Raw genomic sequence first — 20,479 nt, 5'->3', positions numbered from 1 at the left:
TGGCACGTGGTCTGCACCGACGGTCCGGGGACGATTTAATCTGGCAAGGATCATGCGATTCATGCTTCACGTTCGCGGACGGCGACGAGGGTAGACGATGATCGGCCAGGAAAAGCTTTATCGACGCATCAGTGACGCGATCCTCGCCCGGCTTGCCGCCGGAGAGTTTCCGATCGGCAGCCGATTGCCGACCGAGCGGAAGCTGGCCGATGCCTATGGCGTGAGCCGTGCGTCGGTGCGCGAGGCGGTGGTGGCGCTCGAGATGATCGGCGTGCTCGAACTGCGCAAGGGTTCGGGCATCTATGTCGTTTCGCTCGGTGCGAACGAGGAGGTCGAGACGCTCGATATCGGTGCGTTCGAGCTTCTGGAGGCGCGCCGCGGGATCGAGGCGGAAGTGGCGGCGCTGGCGGCCGTGCGCCGCAGCGACGACGATCTGGCCGAGCTGGAGCGGTTGATCGCGGTGATGCGCGAGCCGGACGTGACCGTCAGCGAACAGGCCGATCGCGATTTCCATTTTGCGCTGGCGGGCGCCACCGGTAACCGCGCGATGACGACGGTCGTGACCGACCTGTGGGCGATGCGGGAGCGTTGCCTGCTGGCGCGGACGATCCACCAGCGCGCCCGTGGCGGCGGGGAGGATCGTCGGGCGGCCGAACATGATGCCGTGCTGGCCGCGGTGCGCGCGCAGGACGCGGACGGCGCCCGCGTCGCGATGCGCCAGCATCTGGAGGCCGTGATCGAGCATCTGCTCGTCATGACCGAGAATGAGGAATTCGAGGCGGTTCGCCGCCGGATTGCCAGCCGGCGTTCGCATATCCTCGGCACGGATGCCGTGATGAGCGAGGCTCGCTAGCCTTCGAAGATCGCCCGCATCGGATCGGGCGATCGTGGAAAACAATTGCCTTGCCGCCCGTTCTTTCTAAATTGGTCTGACAAAAGCAGATAGGGGCAGGCCGATGGGATCGTTTCGACGCGGGCGGACCGCAGTGACCGTCGGTTCCCGGTTCGCGACGATGGCCCGCCTGGCGCCGCGCATTGCCTGGATCGTGACGGTCGCCGCGGTCGCGGCATCGCCGGCGCAAGCCCAGCGGGCCCGCATTTCGATCAACGACGGCTGGAAGTTCCACCGCGGTGACCCGGCCGGCGTCGGCGCAGACCTGCGCTACGAAGTGCTGCCCGAACTGAAGCTGCGTCCCGACGGTGCCGATTTCGATGCCGGCGTGATGGACGATTCCGACACGGCGGTGCGCAAGGGCGTCCTGCGCCCGTATATCCTGCCAAGCGGCAACGCCTTCATCCGGGACCCCGCAAAGCGCCATGTCCGCCCGGCCGGCAATCCCGGCGGCGACGTGCCTTACATCAAGGGCGGCTTCGACGACGCTGGCTGGCAGTCGGTGACGCTGCCCCACGACTGGGCGATCGCCGGGCCGTTTATCGCGAAGGGGCCCTATGGCGGCATGGGCCGGCTGCCGAGCTGGGGGGCGGGATGGTATCGCCGGAAGCTGGCCATTCCCGCCGCGGATCGCGGCCGATCGGTGTTCCTCGATGTTGACGGTGCCATGTCCTATGCGACGGTCTGGCTGAACGGCAAACTCGTCGGCGGCTGGCCTTACGGGTATAATTCGTGGCGGCTCGACCTGACGCCGTACATCATCCCCGGTGGCGACAACCAGCTTGCGATCCGGCTGGACAATCCGATGGAATCGTCACGCTGGTATCCGGGCGGCGGCATCTACCGGAACGTGTGGCTGACCACGGCCGATCCTGTGCACGTCGCGCAGTGGGGCACGAAGATCACGACGTCCGACGTCTCCGCGCGACAGGCGCAGGTCGCGCTGGCGTTGACCGTCGAGAACCTCGCGTCCGCCGGCGCCAGCGTCGTCGCCGATACCGCGATCTTCGCGATCGATGCGGCCGACCGGCGGCTGGGCGGCGCGGTGGCGCGGATTGCGACCGCGGCGGTTGCGATCGCTGCCGGTGGAACCGCCAGCATCAGCGGGACGACGACGATCCGCAACCCGCGGCTGTGGGGGCCGCCGCCAACTCAGGTGCCCAATCGCTATGTCGCGGTCACGACGCTGCGGCGCGGCGGGCGGGTGATCGACACGTACGAGACCCGCTTCGGCGTGCGTGCGCTGACCTTCGATCCCAATCGCGGGGTGATCGTCAACGGTGAGCATGTGATGCTGAACGGCGTGAACCAGCACCATGATCTGGGGGCGCTGGGTGCCGCGTGGAACGACCGCGCGGCCAAGCGCCAGCTCAACATCCTGGCCGACATGGGCGTCAACGCGATCCGCATGGCGCATAATCCGCCCGCGCCCGAACTGCTCGACATGACCGATCGCATGGGCTTCCTGGTGATGGACGAGGTGTTCGACGTGTGGGAGCGCCGCAAGACGCCGTTCGACACGCATCTGATCTTCAAGGACTGGCACGAGCCCGACCTGCGCGCGATGATGCGGCGCGACTTCAACCATCCGTCGGTCATAATGTGGAGCATCGGCAACGAGGTCGGCGAGCAATATGGCGGGCGCGGGGCGGCCGTCGCGCGCGAGGTGATGACAATCGCGCATCAGGAGGACGCCACCCGCCCCGTAATGGGATCGATGAACGTCGCGGCACCGGGTTCGGACTTCGCCAGCGCGTTCGATGCGATCGCGCTGAACTACCAGGGCGCGGGCGTGCGGACGAAGCTGCCGACCTTTGCCGGGTTCCGCGCGAAGCACCCGGACAAGGTCATCTTCAGCTCCGAAAGTGCGGCGGCCTATAGCAGTCGGGGCGACTATCAGTTCCCGGTCCCCGGTGGCATCAGCAACCCGGTCCGGCCGGGCGTGGGCGGCGACGAAGAGACGCACCAGGTCAGCGCCTACGAACTGTTTGCGGCCGACTTCGGCGGGACGGCGGATCGGACCTGGGCGGCGCAGGACCAGAACCCGACCGTCGCCGGCGAGTTCGTCTGGACGGGCTTCGACTATCTCGGCGAACCGGCGCCTTACTATAGTTCGCGCAGTTCGTATTTCGGCATCGTCGATCTAGCCGGTTTCCCGAAGGACCGTTTCTGGCTGTATAAGGCGCGCTGGCGGCCCGACGTGAAGTTCGTCCACGTCCTGCCGCACTGGAATTTCGCGGGGCGGGAGGGGCAGGTGACCCCGGTCCACGCCTTCACGTCCGCAGACGAGGCCGAGCTGTTCGTCAATGGCAAGTCGCAGGGGCGGCAAAAACGCGCACCGTTCGCCTATCGCTTCCGCTGGGACTATGTCCGCTACGAGCCGGGCGAGATCAAGGTCGTCACCTGGAAAGACGGCAATCCCTGGGCGGAGGAGGCGGTGCGGACCACCGGCGCGCCGGTGCGGATCGCCGCCGTCGCCGATCGCGCGTCGATCGCGAATGACGGCAAGGACCTGGCGTGGGTCAGCGTGGCGTTGAGCGACGCCAGCGGCGGCTTCGTGCCGCGCGACCAGCGCACGGTGCGGTTCACGATCGAGGGGCCGGGCGAGATCGTCGCGACCGACAATGGCGACCCGACCGACTTCGTCGCGTTCCCGTCGGCGGCCCGCAAGCTGTTCAACGGCCGCGCCATCGCGATCGTGCGCGCCGTCCCCGGCAAGCAGGGGCCGATCCGCGTCCGGGTGGCCGCCGAAGGGCTTCCGGACGCAACCGTGCGGATTGCGTCGCAGAAGGAGTGACTTAGGCTCGGTCGTGAACGGGAGGGGACGGCAGGCTGGCCGCGATGGACGTTCCCTTTTGCAGTCCGGTCATGTCGTTGGTTCAGCCGGTCGAGATCGAATGATGGGGTTGGAAGGTTGACCCGCCCGGGCTTGATCAGCAGGTGGTGGAGAGCCTGCCCGGGACCGAGGATTGTCTTAAATTGTCCGTCCGGCCCGGAAAAATGGGAAGGTCTCGCGTTACGCATGGCCCCAGTTTCCGGCGTCGCGAATGTCTGCACTCTTGCGACAGTGGCATGGTGGCCGGTGGCCCGCTGCGAGGAGGCCTTTTCGGGTCAGTTGTCCGATAGGCGCCTTCCCTAAACCGGTCGCTGAATGGAAACGCGCAGGCGTTTCCGACATCCGTCTCGCTCGCTAAACCGGGAGAGCTCGACGTCTGTGCAGCGCGGATACCCACACGCGCACCGGTGATTCTAACGCGTACCCTGCGAGGGGGAACTGCTCGGTCGCACGGTGAGGTTCTCCTGTGGCGGGGCTGGCGGCTCAGGCGGCCGACTTAACGAAGGCGTCGCGATGGTCGCGCAGGAAGCCCGCGAAATCCTTCGGCGGCTGACCGGTCAGCCGCTCGATCTCGCAGGTCGGATCTATGTCGTGGTGGCCCGCCACCATATCGGCGAACTGCACGACTAGCCCGTTGGCCATCCAGCGCGAACTGCCTGTCATACGCAGGATCGTGCGGAACACCGGTGTTGGCAGGTCGACGTACTGCACCTTGCGCCCCGTCACCTGCGACAATTGCACGGCGGCCTCCGTCATGTCGAAGGTCTCCGGCCCGGTCAGGAAATAGGTCGCGCGGCTGTGCCCGTCCTGCGTCAGCACGGTAGCGGCAACCCGCGCAATGTCGCGCGTGTCGACCCACGACACCGATCCCTTGCCGGCCACGAGTGGCAGATATCCCTTTGCGACCGGTTTCGTGAACCACAGGAAGTTCTGCATGAACGCGGTCGGCATCAGGATCGTCCAGTCGATCCCCGAGGCGCGCAGGTGATGATCGATCAGTGCATGCGACTTGGCCCAGGGGATCGGCGAGCGGACGTTGCAATCGGAGGCGGAGATCTTGACGATCCGGCCGACCCCGGCGCGCTTGGCAGCATCGATCGCCGCCGTCTCCTGTGCGATCTGGGCAGGGGTGGGCGCTGTAACGAGGAACAGTGTGTCGATACCGCGCATCGCGGCCGTCAGCGTCTCCGGCTGGTCCAGATCGCCGAGCACGGCGTCCCCGCCATTTTTATGGAAACGATCGATCTGCTCCTGCTTGCGCGCCATCGCGCGGAACGACGTGCCTGCTTGCTTCAGCAGCCGGCAGACCTCGCCGCCGATGCCGCCGGTGGCGCCAAGAACCAGGATCATGACAGGGTCTCCTCGAGGATGTGCGGGACAGGGGTCGACGCGCGTTCGGCATGGTCGAGTCGCTCGGAAATGACGGCCACCATCTCGCCAAGCGTCGCGATCGCGGCTTGCAGGCACTCGTTCCCGATCCGATCCGCGATCGCCTGGTCGAGCGGCGCGACCGCGCCCTCGGCGCCGTTGACCGCCGCAAGCCCCTCAGGCGTCAGAACGACCAGCTTGGCGCGTTGGTGATGCGGATTGGCCTGGAACTCGACCAGGCCACGTTCAGCGAGCACATCGACGATGCGCTGTACCGCCTGCCGGGTCAGACCCACGTTGCGGGCGATCGACGCGGTGGGCAGCGGCACGGGCGAGTAGCGCAGCGCCGCCAGCACCTGCCACCAGGCGCTGGTCAGGCCGAGATGCGCGACCAGTTCGTTGCCGGCGCCAATCAGCCGACCGTTAGCCGCAAAGATTGCCAGCGCCAGCTCGCGTACGCTGTTGTTCTGCTGCCCCATAAGACAACTTATTCCCGATATGACATCATGTTGTCAACTGAATATGAGCATATGGTTCTTGCGTTGCGCGAACTGAAGCTCGACAACACTGGCGTTCGCGGGCGTCGGAACCGCGTCAAAGTGTCCGCTCGGGTCTGAATGGCCATCGTTCGCGGATGAACACTGCCGGGTCGGCTGTTCCGCAAACGGCGGTCGAGACCGTCGGACAGACCCGGGGGCGGGGACCTGTTTTACCCAGGCTATTTTCCCACAACCTGTTTCCCGATTGGCTTTTCCCGAAAGGAACAGCTGTCGACGGAGAAACAGGAAAGCAATTACCTCGCGCAATTCCTGGGTTTCGCGACAGCCTCACTCAGACTGGCAAACCGGGGTTCAAGCTCTCGCGAAGGTGGCTCGCGGAGCGCGCGAGATTTAAAACTTTTTAGAGACACGATAGCGCTGTGATCGGTATGAAGGCGTCGAGATCGAGGAACAAGCTATTCTCATCGATGTCGAGCTGGCTTCAGCATGGGACCGACCTCGTACAGGCATATGCCGGCCCTTCTTCCATCCAGACTGTCTGTCATCATGGATCGTCCATCAGACTCGGGGCAGATAAAGATTGGAGAGTGATGTTGTCAGCGGGGTACGCAAGAATCGCGCTTCGCGTCGGCCAACACTGCCAGAGCTAAAGCGGCATCGATCCGGTCGGGCGGTGTCGTATGCAACAGGCGAAGCACCGCTTCACGCAACGCGGCTCGATTATGGTTGGCTGCCATTGGGTTGGGGGCCATGCGTCTTTGCGCGGCAAGTCGTTCGATCCGCTGCCAAAGCGATCGCCGGCTGACAGCGACGCTGGCCGGGACAAACACGCGGAATGCTCCGAACGCGATCACGATGCCCGCGATGATCGCCGCGCTTGCGCCCAGGGTTGCCGAAAAGGACGTCGGCGGTGACAGCGGCTGGGCAATGAGAAGGAGTGTCATCGTAAAATCGATCGCCGGTTTGGCGGTCCGTCGCACGCGCATGAACCAGGCACCGGCAAGGAGAATGGGTAGCAGCTGAATGACGCTGATCACGACATCGTCCGGCGGCAGGACGAACAGCCGGAACGCCGCGCCGATGATTGCGCCCAACACCGATCCGAGCAGCGCGTCGAGCAATGCGCGATTGCCATCACGGTGGCTGGAGAAGAGCGACGAAAATAATGCGGCGGTCATCACCATGACCGTTCCCTCCCGCCAGTCGGTGGCGAGCCAGATTGCGGAGGCGATCGAAAAGGCGAGCAACGGACGAAGTGCTGCCCGCGCGACGCGGCGTGGGTCTACCGTCGCCAATCGCCCGCGCAGGTTCCATGCCAGGGTCGGTCCGGTCATCGCTTCGCCAAGCTCGTGGACCCTCGACGCGAGGCGCGACTGCCCCTGTGCTTCGGCCAGCGCGCATAGCCGCTTGATGCGCGCGCCGCCGCAATCACCAGATGGGGCGGCGGGATGCGGCGAGCGTTTGGTCGTCGGGGTCAGTGCCAGGAGTTCGAGCAGCACGCCCGACGTGCGGCGAACCTGCCACGCAGCGCGCCGTTCTCGGGCGGATCCCGCCGCACTATCGTCCGCACCGCGATCTAGCACGAGAAGATCATGCAGCAACGGCTCCGGTGCCGGCGCGGTCCGGCATACAAGGAACGTCTCGATCCGGTCCAGACAGCGACCGACAAGATCCTCAAGTTCGGCGGCGAGGCGACGATCGTCACTGGGTCGCACGATGATGACCGAGACCAGCACCGAACACAGGATGCCGATCACCGTGGCATAGATGCGGTCCGCGGGGACGCTCGCATCGCCGCCGTGCTGAGCAAGCCCGAACAGCGCGATGATGGCGGCAGAATAGCCGGCGAGTACGAACGCATAGGTGCGAAAATGCCGAAAGACGCTCCCCCCGGCGGCACAGAGCGACAACCATATAGCGAGTGCCACCAGCACGATCAGCCGATCCCCGGCCGCCATCAGCAGGATTGTGCTGCCGATCACGGCACCGATCGCGGTTCCGGCAAGCCGGGCGATCGCCCGTTCCAGAAGAAGCCCCCGCGTCGGCTGGGCAACGAGCCAAAGCGTCATCGCGGCCCACCACGGATGGCCGATACCGAGTGACCACGCTACGACCAAGCCGAGCAACGCCGCGGCCGTGGTGGTTAAAGCGAATAGAAGGTCGTCACGATTGGCGGCGTTCATCGGAAAAGCGCTCTACCCGGCAATTGCGGACCTGCTATCGCGCTCCCGCGGACCGGAACGGCAAGAGACAAGACAGGAAACGCGATGGCGACGGCCGACAAAGTGCTTTCGATCCTAGAGTTGTTCACGATCGATCAGCCCGAATGGACGGTCGAAGCCGTCGCCACGACGCTCGAGCTGTCGGGCAGCACCGCCTATCAATATGTCCGCAGCCTCGTAAATGCGGGGCTGCTGGTGGCGAGCAAGAACGGTCGTTACACCGTCGGTCCGGCGGTGATCGAGCTGGATCGCCTGATGCGTCGCTTCGATCCGTTCATCCGGGAAGCGCAGGCGCCGCTGCGCCATTTGGTGTCGACGGTTTCCAGCGATGCGATCGGGCTGCTCTGCCGGATCTATCGCCTGAAAGTGATGTGCGTGGATCAGCATGCCGAACATGCGCCCGCGCTTGCCATCAGCTATGAAAGGGGGCGTCCGATGCCGCTTGGCCGTGGTGCGGCGTCCAAGGCAATCCTGGCGCATCTTGCCCCACGGCCGTTGCGCCGCTTCTATGACGCCGATCCGAAGGCCGTAGCCGCGGCAGGGCTGGGCACGAGCTGGGAGGCGTTCAAGCGCGAAGTGCGAGTCCTGCGCAAGGCCGAGGTGCTGGTCACCTCGGGTGAGTTGGATGTGGGCATGATGGGGATCTCTTCGCCCGTTTTCGATGCGGATGGCGATATCCTCGGCAGCATCGGCCTGGTCGTGCCAGCGGCCATGTTCGCCACCGACGCCGCCGGGCTGCAGGCGGCGAAGGCGGCGGTGGTTGCAGCAGGCGCGTCGGTCACGCAGGTTCTTCGGGAGGGTTGAGGACGGGCGGCGCGCCGTCACGGTTGCCGCCCGTCCTGATCAGAACGGATAGTCGCGCGGCGTATCCTGCACCGTGATCCAATGGTCGGTGGTCAGTTCCGACACGATCCAGTCGCCGTTAAACCGGCCGATCCCGCTATTCTTTTCGCCACCGAACATGTTGAACGGACTGTCCTGGACCGAGATGTCGTTGATGTGCGTCATTCCCGCTTCGATCGACCGGGCAACCCGCAGCCCGCGCGCGAGGTCGCGCGTGAAGACGGCGCTGGACAGACCGAATTCGGTGGCGTTCGCCAGTCGCACCGCCTCCGCCTCGTCTGCCGCGCGGATGATCGGCGCGATGGGCGCGAACTGCTCGGCCTGCGCAAACGCGCTGTCGTTGGGCACGCCTGCAAAGACGTGCGGCGGGACGAGGAGGCCGTCCGCTTCTCCGCCAAGCAATTCGGTGAAGCCGGCGGACCGGGCACTGGCGATGTTGGCTAATGCGGCGGCCTTTTGCTTGGCGTTGACCAGCGGCCCGATCACCGTCGCCGGATCGGCAGGATCGCCGACCTTGAAACCACGGACATGCTCGACGAAGCGCTCGACGAACGCGTCGTGGAGCGATGCATCGACGATGATCCGGTTTGCGCTCATGCAAATCTGGCCGCTGTGCAGGAAGCGCGCGAACGCTGCTGCCCGGACCGCGAGATCGAGATCGGCGTCCGCGAGCACGACGATCGGCGCGTTGCCGCCCAGTTCAAGCCCGACATGCTTCAGTCGCGAGCCGGTGGCGGCCAGTTCGGCGATCCGCTTGCCGACGCGGGTCGAACCGGTGAAGGAGATAAGCTTTGGCACGGGATGCAGCGTAAAGGCGTCACCGATATCCGCGACGTTGCCGATCACCACGTTCAGCAATCCAGCGGGTAAGCCGGCTTCCTCGTAGATCTTGGCGAGCAGCAAGCCGCCGGTGACGGGCGTATCCTCTGCCGGCTTCACCACGACGGCATTGCCGAGTGCCAGCGCCGGCGCGATCGAGCGATGCGACAGGTGCATCGGGAAATTCCACGGGCTGATGACGCCGATCACGCCCAACGCTTCGCGGAAGACGAAGCTCTGCTTGCCCGGTACGTCGATCGGCATGATCTTGCCTTCGACGCGCGAGGGCAGGGAGATCGCCTCCATTGCGCCGCTGCGCACCGAACTCCATTCGATTGTCGCTTTCAGCAGCGTCGATCCGCCTTCGCGGACGATCCAGCCGATGATCTCGTCCTTGCGGGCATCGAGCACCTGCAGCACGCGCAGGAACAAGGCGCTGCGTTCGGTATGCGAGGTTCGCGCCCAGCTGCGCTGCGCCTGTTCGGCGGCACGATAGGCCTCGTCCAGATCCTCGACGCTGGCGAGCGGGATCGTGCCGATCAGGCTGGCGTCGAACGGATTGTGGTTATCGAGCGTCTTGCCCGATCGGCCCGCGCGCCACGCGCCGCCGATGAACTGACGGTCGAGGTCTGCGTAGGGGGAGGTGTTCATTGGAAAGTTCCTATATTCAGGCGATCAGGCCGCCTGCGCCACATCCAAGGGTGCCACGTCCGCCGGAGCATCGGGCAGCCAGTTGCCATGCAGGCTCATCCGTAGCCGCATCGGCAGCTTTATCCGCGCGACCGGACCCTTGGCCAGATCCAGTGACTCCAAGATGACGAGCTCCGTCGTGCTGGTTTCGAGGTGATTGAGCAGCGCCAGGATATAGCCGTCACCCTCGGGCACGTGGGGTGCACGCGGCACGAATGTCGGCTCCTGGAAGCATTCGGCATTGCCGCCGGCCCAGTTCTGTACCGCGCCGGTAGCCATGTCGATATGCACCAGCAAGTTGAAGAACTGCCACGGCGGCGGCCCCATCCGTGCGACATCATAGAGGCTCATGTCACAGCCCAGGACGAAGCCATGGCGATAGGGGCGGCCCGCGACGCGGTCGTCGCAGCGCGGGAATTCGCAAGGCGCGTCGTACAGCGTGCTGTGGATCGCCTGGCTCGAATTCGACTGGAGATCGAACGTCCAGCGCGCAAGTTCGAAATGAAGCGTTTCTGGCGACGGTACGTGTCCGTCGGACTCCGGGAAGAAGGCGAAGACATTGCCGTCTGCGCTTGGCATATCGAGGTGGATGCGGTCGCCCTGCTCGAACGCGTTCAGGACGTGCGCCTGGAAACAATTGGGCCCTTCGAACCAGCGGATATCGCTGCCGTCGCCATCGCGGCGCATCACACCGAACTGAAAGCCCAGCCCCCCCTGCCATTCGAAATGCCGCCCGCCGTCCTTGATGCGATCGACGTTGGCGGTCGCGGGCAGCACCGGGAAGATCACGTAGTTCGGGGTGACGGCGAAATCGTGGACCATGCCGGCGTAGGGTGCCTTGACCCAGGTTTCGCATAGCTTCCGACCGTCGGCGGCGAACTCGTAATAGACCATGTCGGTAGTGGCGATGCCCCGCGCTTCATAGCCGAAGGCGAGCAGGTTGCCGCTTTCGGGATCGATTTTGGGGTGCGCAGTAAAGGGTGTGTTGCCGATCTGCCCCTCAAAGTCCCAGCGACCAAGTGTCTCCAGCGTGTCCGGGTCCATCGCATAGGGCAGGCTGTCCTCCTTCAGTGCGAGCAACATGCCGTTGAAGGGGACGATGTTGGTGTTGGCGGTGCTGGGGCTGAGATCCTGGACGCTGGGATCATCGGTGAACGGGTTGCGGTAGACGCCGTGCAACGAACGACGCGCGTCGCGTTGCGCCTTCAGCCGATCGGTTTCGACATATCGGCGCTGTACGTCGACATGTCCGTCGGTGAACCGGAACGACGTCACCGCGCCGTCGCCGTTGAAGTAGATGTCGTCGCCGAGCATGGGCGGATAGGCCGGATCCGGGGCGACCTGAACGAAGCGGCCACGCAATGCGGCAGGAATCTCGCCCTCGATCTCCAGATCGCGAACGGCCCCCTCGAAGCGCGATGGCGTATACAAGGCGCCGCTGAAGTCGGGCGTCTCCGGGAAGCTCAGCGTCATCAAATCTGCTCCTGGTTCGGGTCCGCGGGCGGATCCCATGATCGTGATCTCCAATATAGGTTGCCAACAATGTTTGACAACGCTTTTCCAGCATAATAGGAAATATGTGATATACGGCGATGACGCACACGGTTGCGGATCAGGATAGGAAAGGATGATCGACATGGAATTCCGCGATGATCGCTGGGGCCGGCCGACCGATTCGTTGGTCGCGCGGCTCGACTATCTCGAGATCGGGTGCGCAGAGCCGGCGGTGACCGCCGACTTCTATGCTCGTGCGATGGGCTATACCTTGACACAGGCCGGACAGGCGATCGTGGCACAGGCGCCCGACCGCCGGTTGCTCTTCGTTCCCGGCCGGCCGAAGACGTTGGTGTCGGCCGGGTTCGCGCTTCCCGACGGCGACGAACTGGCCCACCTGCGTTCCCGGATCGCGGCGGCCGGCTGGCCGTGCGAGACTGGGCCGACGCTGTTGTTCGGCGATGCCGTAACGGTGCGCGATCCGGACGGGAATTGCCTGGTCTTCGGCTTGCCGCGCGAAGAGATGCGTTCGCCCGCTGCCGACCGGACGCCGCCGGCGCGCCTCCAGCATGTCGTCGTGGCCAGCCGCGAGCCGGCGCGGATCGTTCGGTTCTTCATCGATATCCTCGGTTTCACCCTGTCCGACGACGTGCTCGACGACGCAGGCGGCGTGCGGACATCCTTCCTGCGTTGCAGCGAGGAACATCATAGCTTCGCCGTGTTCCTCGCGCCCGAAAACCGGCTGGACCACCATTGCTACGAAACCGCTGACTGGAACGCGATCCGCGACTGGGGGGACCATATGGCGGCGGAGCATGTCCGCATCCAATGGGGCCCGGGGCGACACGGGCCGGGGAACAACCTGTTCATCTTCGTCCATGATCCGGACGACAATTGGGTCGAGATCTCCGCGGAACTGGAAGTCGTCGGGCACGATCGGCCCAGCGGGAAATGGCCGCACGAACAGCGCACGCTGAACAGCTGGGGGCAGGGACTGCTGCGCAGCTGAGCGCCCGACCAGCTTTTAGCACGAATTTTGGGGGATATCCTATGAAATGGATGAGTTTCGAAGCACGCGGTCGCGCCAGTTATGGGATTGTCGATGGTGACGGCGTGTATGACGTAGGCGCCCGCCTTGCGTCCCGCTTTCCCGATCTGAAGGCGCTGATCGCCGCCGGTGCACTGCAGGAGGGCGGGGACCCGGCGGGCGGGGACGAACGTCTCGCATTCGCCGACATCCGGTTTCTGCCGGTGATCCCCAATCCCGGCAAGATCATGTGCGTTGGCCATAATTACGAGAGTCATCGCCAGGAGACGGGCCGTGACAAGACCGAGCGTCCGTCGATTTTCACGCGTTTTGCCGACAGCCAGACCGGACACCGGGCGCCGATCGTCCTGCCGACCGTCTCGACCATGCTGGATTTCGAAGGCGAACTGGCGGTGGTGATCGGCCGCGGAGGCCGCGAGATCCGCGAGGAGGACGCGCTGTCGCATATCGCCGGCTATGCGTGTTATGACGACGCCTCGGTTCGCGATTGGCAGTGGCATACGCGGCAGTTCACGCCGGGCAAAAATTTTCCGCAGACCGGGGGCTTCGGCCCTTGGCTGGTGACCGCCGACGAGATTGCCGATCCGTCCGCGCTGTCGGTCACGACGCGCGTCAATGGCGAGGTAGTCCAGTCGCAGCCGACCGCCGACATGATCTTTTCGATCCCGGCGATCATCGCCTACGTCTCAGCCTTCACGCCGCTCTCACCGGGAGACGTGATCGTGACGGGCACCCCCGGCGGCGTCGGTGCGAAGCGGCAGCCACCACGCTGGCTGGCCGCCGGCGACGTTGTCGAAGTCGACATTCCGGGCGTCGGGCTGCTCGTCAATCACGTGCAGGCGGAAGCGTGACGGCATCGTCCACGGCCGCCGGCGCGGCCGATCGAGACCGCCGCACGATCGCCGCTCACTATCCGGTGATCGTGGTGGGCGGAGGGCCGACCGGGCTGGCGCTGGCAAATCTACTGTCGCGCTATGGCACCCGCGCGCTGCTGATCGAGCGCAACGCGACGACGGTTCAGGAGCCGCGCGCCGTTTCGATCGATGACGAATCGCTTCGAACGATGCAATCGGCGGGCGTCATCGAGCGTATCCTGCCCGGTATCGTCCCCGGATACGGATCGGAATATCGTTCGCCACGCGGCCGCAAGTTCCTGCACGTGCGGCCGGACGCGCGGCCCTACGGCTATCCCCGTCGCAACGCCTTCCGCCAACCGGTATTCGAGGCGCAGCTACGCGGTGCGCTGGCTGCATCGCCCATTGTCGATACGCTGTTCGGATGGACGCTGGAGCGGTTCCACCAGGACGGGCAGGGGGTGACACTTCATCTCGTGGCTGACGGGGCACGCCGGATCGTCAGCTGCGATTATCTGGTTGCAGCGGACGGCGGGCGCAGCCCGATCCGCTCCGCCCTCGGGCTCAGTCTCGACGGCGAGACCTTCGAGGAAAAATGGCTCATCGTCGATCTGGAGAACTCGCCGGCGGCAACCAGTGAGACGGTCGTATTCTGCGATGCGCGCCGCCCCTGTATCGCGCTGCCGGGTCCAGACCTGACGAGGCGGTTCGAGTTCAAGCTGCTGGCGGACGAAAATCCCGAGGATCTGGTCGCGGAGGATCGGGTGCAGGCGCTGCTGGCGAGCCACGGGGCGCATCCCGACAGCGTTTTGCGCCGTAAGGTAGTCTATACGTTTCACGCGCGGGTCGCGCCGCGCTGGTCGTCGGGGCGCGTCTATCTTGCGGGCGACGCCTGCCATCTGACCCCGCCCTTCGCAGGGCAGGGCATGAACAGTTGCATCCGCGATGCCCATAATCTGGCCTGGAAGCTCGCATGGGTGACCGCAGGCCGGATGCCGGCCGCACTTCTCGACAGCTACGAGGCGGAACGGCGCAAGCACGTCCACGATATGATCCAGCTTGCATTGCGTATGGGCCGGATCATGGGGCCGCGTAACCGAATGGTCGGGTTGGCTACCCGTACGGCGTTTACCGCCCTCGGTCTCTGGCCGGTTGCGCGCGATTATCTGGCACAAATGAAGTATAAGCCGAAGCCACGCTTTGCCAGCGGCTTCCTGCTTCCCGATGGGCTCAAGGGACGGCACACATTGGTCGGCCGCCTGCTTCCGCAACCGTTGGTGGAGCGACCCGGCGGCGATCGAATACTGCTGGACGAGGTGCTGGGCGACAATTTCGCTCTGGTTGGTCGGATCGAGGATAGTGCGGATCTCTTGCGGATCGGGGACATGCCCGCATTCGCTGCCTTGCGTCCCAGGATCGTTGCTGTTGCCGATGGCACCGGGCCGATCACCGTACCGGTTGACCTGCCCGCCGACCTGATCGTCGTTTACGACCGAAGTGGCACCCTGGCGCACGCAGTCGGTCGGGACCGTCGCCTGCTTGTCGTCAGGCCGGACCGGTACGTCTTCACCACCTTCCCGGTGAGCCGTGCCGAAGCAACTGCCGCGCTTCTCGAGGGGCACCTTACGCCTGATTCCGGCAGCATGGCCCGACGAACGCGAACCTGACGGCGACGCACAAGCCAAAAGCAATATTCCGATATTTCAAGAAATCTCTTTTAAACACACAATTCCTATTATACAGGAATAGCGAGTAATCAAGATGGCGTTTCAAGCCATCCATCGCCGAACGAGAGCGGTCACGCTCCAGAGGAGGGATGCAATGAAAGTCTCTATCACCACGAAAATGCTGTTGTCGGCCGCGCTTTCGGCGACCGCGGCGTCGGCGAGCGCGCAGTCTGCCGGCAATGTTTCCGCTGCGGCGGCTCCGGATCTGGTTGTTCCGCCAAACGGAATCAATCTTGGCAGTACTAGCTTCTATGACGGGTTCGGCCCATCGAAGCCGGGCCTGACGATCATCCAATATGCGCGCTACAACAACTTCAACGCGATCAAGGATTCGAAGGGAGACGATTCGGCGAGTTTCCAAAATCCGCGGATCGATGTGCTCACTTCCGTAACGCAGTTCTCCGTCGCCACGCCCATCAACTTCGACGGTAACGCGCTCGGCTTCGACGTCCTCGTCCCCGTCACCAGTATTCGAAGCCGCTTCGGGGAGGGCGGGCTCCAGCTGCGCGACAATGGCACCGCATTTGGCGACGTCACATTCGGGCCGTTCATCCAGTTCAAGCCGCACATGCGCGGGCCACGTCCGGTCGCGTCGGTGCGCGTCGCGTTCAACGTGATCGCGCCCACCGGCGGCTTTGATCGGCGCCGCGACCTGAATCAGGGAAGCGGCTATTGGTCGCTCAATCCTTATGTCGCTTGGACGGTGCTGCCCGCGCCGGGATGGGAAATTTCCGGACGTCTCCAGTACCTCTATAACTTCAAAACCACCAGGATCGCCAACCCGCCTGCGATTCCCGGCCTCACTTTCGATAACGGGCAGGCGGGGCAAATGCTCTACAGCAATTTCGACGTGTCCCGTGAGGTCGCACGCGGCGTAGCGCTCGGGGCGAACGGTTTTGTTGTCAAACAGCTCAACAATAATCGCCTGAACGGCAACAAATTGCCAGACACTAAAAAGTCGGCACTCTATATCGGACCGGGGATCCATTATGATCACGGCCGGAAATGGCTGATCAACGCGAATCTGTATTTGCCGGTCGCGGCACGAAACTATTCGAGTGGGCCACAAGCCAATGTGCAGCTGATCCTCCCGATCAACTGATCCTGCCAGACCCGAATCCGACAGATCGGAGAGAAGCGTCATGCACAGCCTATCCAAGCATCAATCGTTCACGGGCACAGTATCGCAGGCATCGCCAGGCATGACCCGCCCGCTGTTGCCCGGTGTCCTCCTCGCAGTGCTGGCGTGCCTTCCGATCGGGGGAACGTTGCTCGTCGCGCAGATCCTGCCGCAGATGGAACAGGCGTTTGCGGGCACACCCGATCTCCGGCTGCGCGTGTCGTTGGCGCTGACCATTCCGGCGCTCGCAATCGCGATCTGCTCCTGGGGCGCAGGCTGGCTGGCGGATCACGTGGGCAAGCGACGTCTGCTGATCATCGCGCTGCTCTTCTATGCTCTGTTCGGGCTCGCCCCGCTTCTACTCGACAGCCTGGATGCCATCATCGGCGTACGCGCGGGAATGGGCGTTGCCGAAGGGATCATCATGACCTGCTCGACCGCGCTGATCGGCGATCTTTACACCGATGGGCAACGCGAACGCCTGCTGTCGCTGCAGACTGCGTGCGCGTCCCTGGCGGCGGTCGCGTTTGCGATCATTGGTGGTGCGCTTGGCGAATTTGGCTGGAGGGCGCCGTTTGCGGTTTACGGGATCGCACTGATCGCGCTGCCCGCGGTGTTGCTGCTGGTTCCGGCGGGGACGGGGCGAGCCCCATCAGGCCGCGGGGCCGACGATGGCGCAGGGCGCTTGCCCCTGGCAATCCTCGCGCCCATCTGTGCGACCACGTTGCTGCTGTCGTTGTGCTTCTACGTCGCCCAGATCCAAATCCCGTATCTGCTCAACGCGATCGGCACGGTTTCGCCCACATCCGTCGGACTCGTGTCTGCAATGACCAACGCAGCAGTCGTTGCCGGCACTCTTTGTTTCGGCCTGACACGGCGGCTTCCGCTGCGCACGACCAACCGGCTCTGCTTTCTACTGATCGGGCTGGGCCTGGGACTGATCAGCGTCTCGCAAACCTATGGTCCGCTGTGCGTCGGGCTGGTCATTACCAGCTTTGCCGGCGGCATCGCACTGCCGACACTCCTGAACGGTGCCATGGCTGTCCTCAGTTCGGAACAGCGCGGATCGGGTGCGGGGCTCTGGCAGTCGAGCTTCTGGGCGGGGCAATTTGCAAGCCCCATCCTGATCATCATGCTGGCTTCGTTCGCCGGCGGACTTTCCGCTGCCGTTGCCTTGTGTGCAGTCGGTGGTTTGGTGCTGGGCCTCATGCTGTCACTGAAACTGTGAGGTTCGAACTGGCATTGGCCTCGATCAGCTTCCTGCCATCAACGCCGCGCAAGACGGGCGAGTGGAGATGCGGCGCATGGCTGGGCGACCGGAATTTTAACGCGGATGGCGTCACAGCCCCATGCGCTGTCGTCAAACGTCCGAAACACGCCTTTCTGCCCGACCCCGATGGTCGATTTGCAGGCGAGAGGAACGTCCATCGACAGTGGAGCCTAGCCGGCTGGCCTGGTTGATGGGCCGGCGACACGTATTGTTACGAAACTGGGTTCAGGGCTGCTTGCCGACCGGTCCGGCCTGCTCGCCCAGGTCAGGAGCGTCGTCCTGCGCCTCTCCGCGCTGCAAATTCGAATGGCGCATGCCGTAGGCGAAGTAAAGGACCACGCCGCCGGCCATGTACCACAGAAAGAACACCAGCACGCTCCACGGGACCGTCGTGATGAGGTAGAGGCAGGACAGGATGCCGAGGATCGGCACGATCGGATAGAGCGGCACCGAGAAACCGCGGGGCAGATCGGGCGCGGCGCGACGAAGATAGATCACGGACAGGCAGACGATCGCGAACGCCGCCAGAGTCCCGACCGAGGTCATGTCGCCGAGCACGTTAATGTCGAAGAACCCGGCGGCGATCGCGGTGATGACGCCGACCAGCATGGTGTTGATGTAGGGCGTCTTGAATTTCGGATGGACGGTGGCGAACACGCGCGGCAGCAATCCGTCACGCGCCATGGTGTAGAAGATGCGCGTCTGGCCGTACATGAGGACCAGGACAACCGAGGTCAGGCCGATGATCGCGCCGACCTTGATGAGCTTGGCAAGCCAACCCCAGGTCGGACCAAAGCTGTCGACGACCACTGCGACCGGGTCCGGCACGTTCAGCGACTGATAGGGTACTAGCAACGTCATGATCGCGGCGACCAGCATGTAGATGACCGTGCAGACGACGAGCGAGCCGATGATGCCGAACGGCATGTCCTTTTTCGGGTCCTTCGCCTCCTGACCCGCCGTCGAGACCGCTTCGAAACCGATATAGGCAAAGAACACGATCGATGCGGCACGCATGATCCCGTCGACGCCGAACTTGCCGGGACCCTGGTTGGCCGGGATGAACGGCGTCCAGTTGCGCGCGACGAGTTCGCCGAAGTTCGACAGCACGATCGCGCCGCCGACCGCGATGAAAGCGATCAGGACGGTCACCTTGATCGCGACGATGATGTTGTTGACCTTCGCCGATTCAGACACGCCGCGGATCAACAGGCCGGCAAGCGCGAGGCAGATCGCAAAGGCGGGCAGGTTGAAGATGGTGGTGACCGTTCGGCCATCGACCAGCACGGGGACGCCGTCGCGCATCAGCGTGTAGCCGGCGGGACCGGTGAATTGCGGGGGAATGCGCAGCCCGAAATCGGCGAGCAGGCTGACGACGTAGCCGCCCCAGCCGACGGCGACGACCGAGGCGGCCAGCCCGTATTCGAGCAGCAGCAGGGCACCCATCGTCCACGCCACGAACTCGCCAAGCGTCGTGTAGCCGTAGGTATAGGCCGAACCCGAGACCGGCAACGTCGAGGACAGTTCGGCATAGCAGAGACCGGCAAAGGCACAGACGACGCCGGCCACGACGAACGACAGGAGCACCGCCGGCCCGGCATGGAGCGCCGCGGCGGACCCGGTCCGCACGAAGATGCCCGCTCCGATGATGCAGCCGACCCCGAGCAGCAGCAGGTTCCATTTGCCAAGCGTGCGCTTCAGCTCGCTCGTCGCGGTTTCGCGTTGCACTTGCGCGATCGATTTTCGCGCGAACATGCGCTCGACCACCCCCCGTTTAACTTCAGCTGTCATATGTCCCCCCTGGCAATTGTGCCGCCGATTGTGGGCGCAGCCTAGACACCGGGCGCGATCACGCAATCTCCTTGATTCCAGCAGAGTCGGTCCTCATCGGCTGAGTGGTGAGCGAGGCCGCGGATCTTGTCGCCTGGTGTTTTTCTGACGCTGTCGGAGCCCGGCGTACACCAGTCTCCGGATACGTAGCGTGATGCCGGCCACAGGCCGGACATGTTCGGAAATTTTCAATAAAGATCATGCGGCGTGCCGCGTTCCTGCAGACAGAACAGTTCAGCGTTGCCAAGAGTTACCGGTGGCGTCGCCATCTCGCCTGGATGTTCGGCGTGAAGCTCACCGGCGACATCCCCGAGCGACTGATCGCAGCGGGCCTCTCCGTAAATTCCGCCCGCAATGCTGGTATTCGACGGACGCCGGCGGGCGGCTGGCGGTCGAACATCTCGTACCGATCGACGATCTTGACCGGCTCCACGCATTGTTCGCCGACCGCAGGGGCGCACCTTTTCCGCGGCTCAATGCCAGCAGGGCGTCGACGATGTTGCTGTCCGCTGTGGGAGCGCGCGCGCTGATCGCCCGCGCCTGGCTTGAACCGACGATGCGTTCCGCGGTGCGTTCGTCGCCGGCTCCTGAACGGTTGCTCGAGAGGCCATCCGGCCAGCCACACTATGTCACGCAACCTGTCAGCGCACAAACCGCTTCAACCAGCCCGTGTTTGGAGGATTATCATATGAAGATGTCTCGTTTCGTACCCGCATTCGGGCTCGCGCTGGCCGCCGGCTCGCCGGCCATGGCTCAGGTCACCGACAGCTGGACCGGTCCTTATGTCGGCGGCCAGCTTGGCTACGGGTTCCAGCCCAAGGATAGCGGCGAGGCCGTCCTGTTCGACAACAACCTGGACGGGACGTTCGGCGATACCGTGAACACGGCGGCGGGCGCCAACGCGTTCAGCCCGGGCACCTGCGGCGGCAGCGCGGCGACCAACACGCCGGCCGGCGGCTGCGTCGG

General features: G+C 64.3%; 14 protein-coding genes and 1 pseudogene. 9 read left to right on the top strand and 6 right to left on the bottom strand.

All coding sequences use genetic code 11. From position 1 onward, the window contains the following. Positions 1–97: 97 nt before the first annotated feature. Positions 98–853, top strand: coding sequence for a FadR/GntR family transcriptional regulator (locus tag IEX50_RS16090; protein ID WP_198350731.1), 756 nt, complete (start codon positions 98–100; stop codon positions 851–853). A 133-nt stretch (positions 854–986) separates the two neighbouring features. Then, positions 987–3,689, top strand: a complete 2,703-nt coding sequence (gene galB / locus IEX50_RS16085) for a beta-galactosidase GalB (RefSeq protein WP_229674113.1) — start codon at positions 987–989, stop codon at positions 3,687–3,689. Positions 3,690–4,211: 522 nt separating this feature from the next. On the opposite strand, the gene IEX50_RS16080 is transcribed toward galB, so the two are convergent. The 3 genes from IEX50_RS16080 to IEX50_RS16070 form a co-directional block, all read right to left on the bottom strand. Then, entirely contained in the window at positions 4,212–5,078 is an 867-nt protein-coding gene (locus tag IEX50_RS16080; RefSeq protein ID WP_157177849.1) for an SDR family oxidoreductase, read from the bottom strand. Then, positions 5,075–5,575 (bottom strand): MarR family winged helix-turn-helix transcriptional regulator, encoded by a 501-nt coding sequence (locus IEX50_RS16075; RefSeq protein WP_157177850.1) that lies wholly within the window; start codon positions 5,573–5,575, stop codon positions 5,075–5,077. The genes IEX50_RS16080 and IEX50_RS16075 overlap by 4 nt, the downstream gene beginning before the upstream one ends. A 617-nt stretch (positions 5,576–6,192) precedes the next feature. Next, positions 6,193–7,779 carry an FUSC family protein gene (locus IEX50_RS16070; protein ID WP_157177851.1) on the bottom strand — a complete coding sequence of 529 codons (1,587 nt, stop codon included), beginning with the start codon at positions 7,777–7,779 and terminating at the stop codon, positions 6,193–6,195. A gap of 84 nt (positions 7,780–7,863) precedes the next feature. Here IEX50_RS16070 and IEX50_RS16065 point away from each other — a divergent pair, with 84 nt between their 5' ends. Next, positions 7,864–8,622 carry an IclR family transcriptional regulator gene (locus IEX50_RS16065; RefSeq protein ID WP_157177852.1) on the top strand — a complete coding sequence of 253 codons (759 nt, stop codon included), beginning with the start codon at positions 7,864–7,866 and terminating at the stop codon, positions 8,620–8,622. Positions 8,623–8,661: 39 nt separating this feature from the next. Here IEX50_RS16065 and IEX50_RS16060 read toward each other — a convergent pair whose 3' ends face one another. Next, positions 8,662–10,131 (bottom strand): aldehyde dehydrogenase family protein, encoded by a 1,470-nt coding sequence (locus IEX50_RS16060; RefSeq protein WP_157177853.1) that lies wholly within the window; start codon positions 10,129–10,131, stop codon positions 8,662–8,664. A gap of 24 nt (positions 10,132–10,155) precedes the next feature. Next, positions 10,156–11,643: a carotenoid oxygenase family protein gene (locus IEX50_RS16055; RefSeq protein WP_157177854.1), complete on the bottom strand. Its 1,488-nt coding sequence runs from the start codon at positions 11,641–11,643 to the stop codon at positions 10,156–10,158. Positions 11,644–11,797: 154 nt separating this feature from the next. Between IEX50_RS16055 and IEX50_RS16050 the strand changes: the two genes are divergently transcribed. The 5 genes from IEX50_RS16050 to IEX50_RS16030 all read left to right on the top strand — a co-directional run bounded on the left by IEX50_RS16050 (position 11,798) and on the right by IEX50_RS16030 (position 17,641). After that, entirely contained in the window at positions 11,798–12,673 is an 876-nt protein-coding gene (locus tag IEX50_RS16050) for a VOC family protein (RefSeq protein ID WP_198350732.1), read from the top strand. 41 nt (positions 12,674–12,714) lie between these two features. After that, positions 12,715–13,563, top strand: a complete 849-nt coding sequence (locus IEX50_RS16045; protein WP_157177869.1) for a fumarylacetoacetate hydrolase family protein — start codon at positions 12,715–12,717, stop codon at positions 13,561–13,563. Then, entirely contained in the window at positions 13,560–15,233 is a 1,674-nt protein-coding gene (locus IEX50_RS16040) for a bifunctional 3-(3-hydroxy-phenyl)propionate/3-hydroxycinnamic acid hydroxylase (protein ID WP_184075336.1), read from the top strand. The genes IEX50_RS16045 and IEX50_RS16040 overlap by 4 nt, the downstream gene beginning before the upstream one ends. Positions 15,234–15,387: 154 nt before the next feature. Then, on the top strand, positions 15,388–16,395 hold the full coding sequence (locus tag IEX50_RS16035) for a SphA family protein (RefSeq protein ID WP_157177855.1): 1,008 nt from the start codon (positions 15,388–15,390) through the stop codon (positions 16,393–16,395). A gap of 100 nt (positions 16,396–16,495) precedes the next feature. Beyond that, complete coding sequence (locus IEX50_RS16030; protein ID WP_157177856.1) at positions 16,496–17,641, top strand: MFS transporter; 1,146 nt, start codon at positions 16,496–16,498, stop codon at positions 17,639–17,641. Between the two features lie 267 nt (positions 17,642–17,908). Here IEX50_RS16030 and IEX50_RS16025 read toward each other — a convergent pair whose 3' ends face one another. Continuing rightward, the gene (locus tag IEX50_RS16025) at positions 17,909–19,474 is read right to left on the bottom strand and encodes an amino acid permease (RefSeq protein WP_157177857.1); all 1,566 of its coding nucleotides are present in this window, start codon (positions 19,472–19,474) and stop codon (positions 17,909–17,911) included. A 727-nt stretch (positions 19,475–20,201) separates the two neighbouring features. Between IEX50_RS16025 and IEX50_RS16020 the strand changes: the two are divergent. Further along, a pseudogene (locus IEX50_RS16020) lies at positions 20,202–20,479 on the top strand (outer membrane protein); the annotation flags it as partial.

This window comes from Sphingomonas prati (assembly GCF_014643515.1).
GTDB classification, from domain to species: Bacteria; Pseudomonadota; Alphaproteobacteria; order Sphingomonadales; family Sphingomonadaceae; genus Sphingomonas_R; species Sphingomonas_R prati.
Note: the sequence above shows the minus strand (reverse complement) of the source record. Positions and strands in the feature narration are given on the sequence as shown.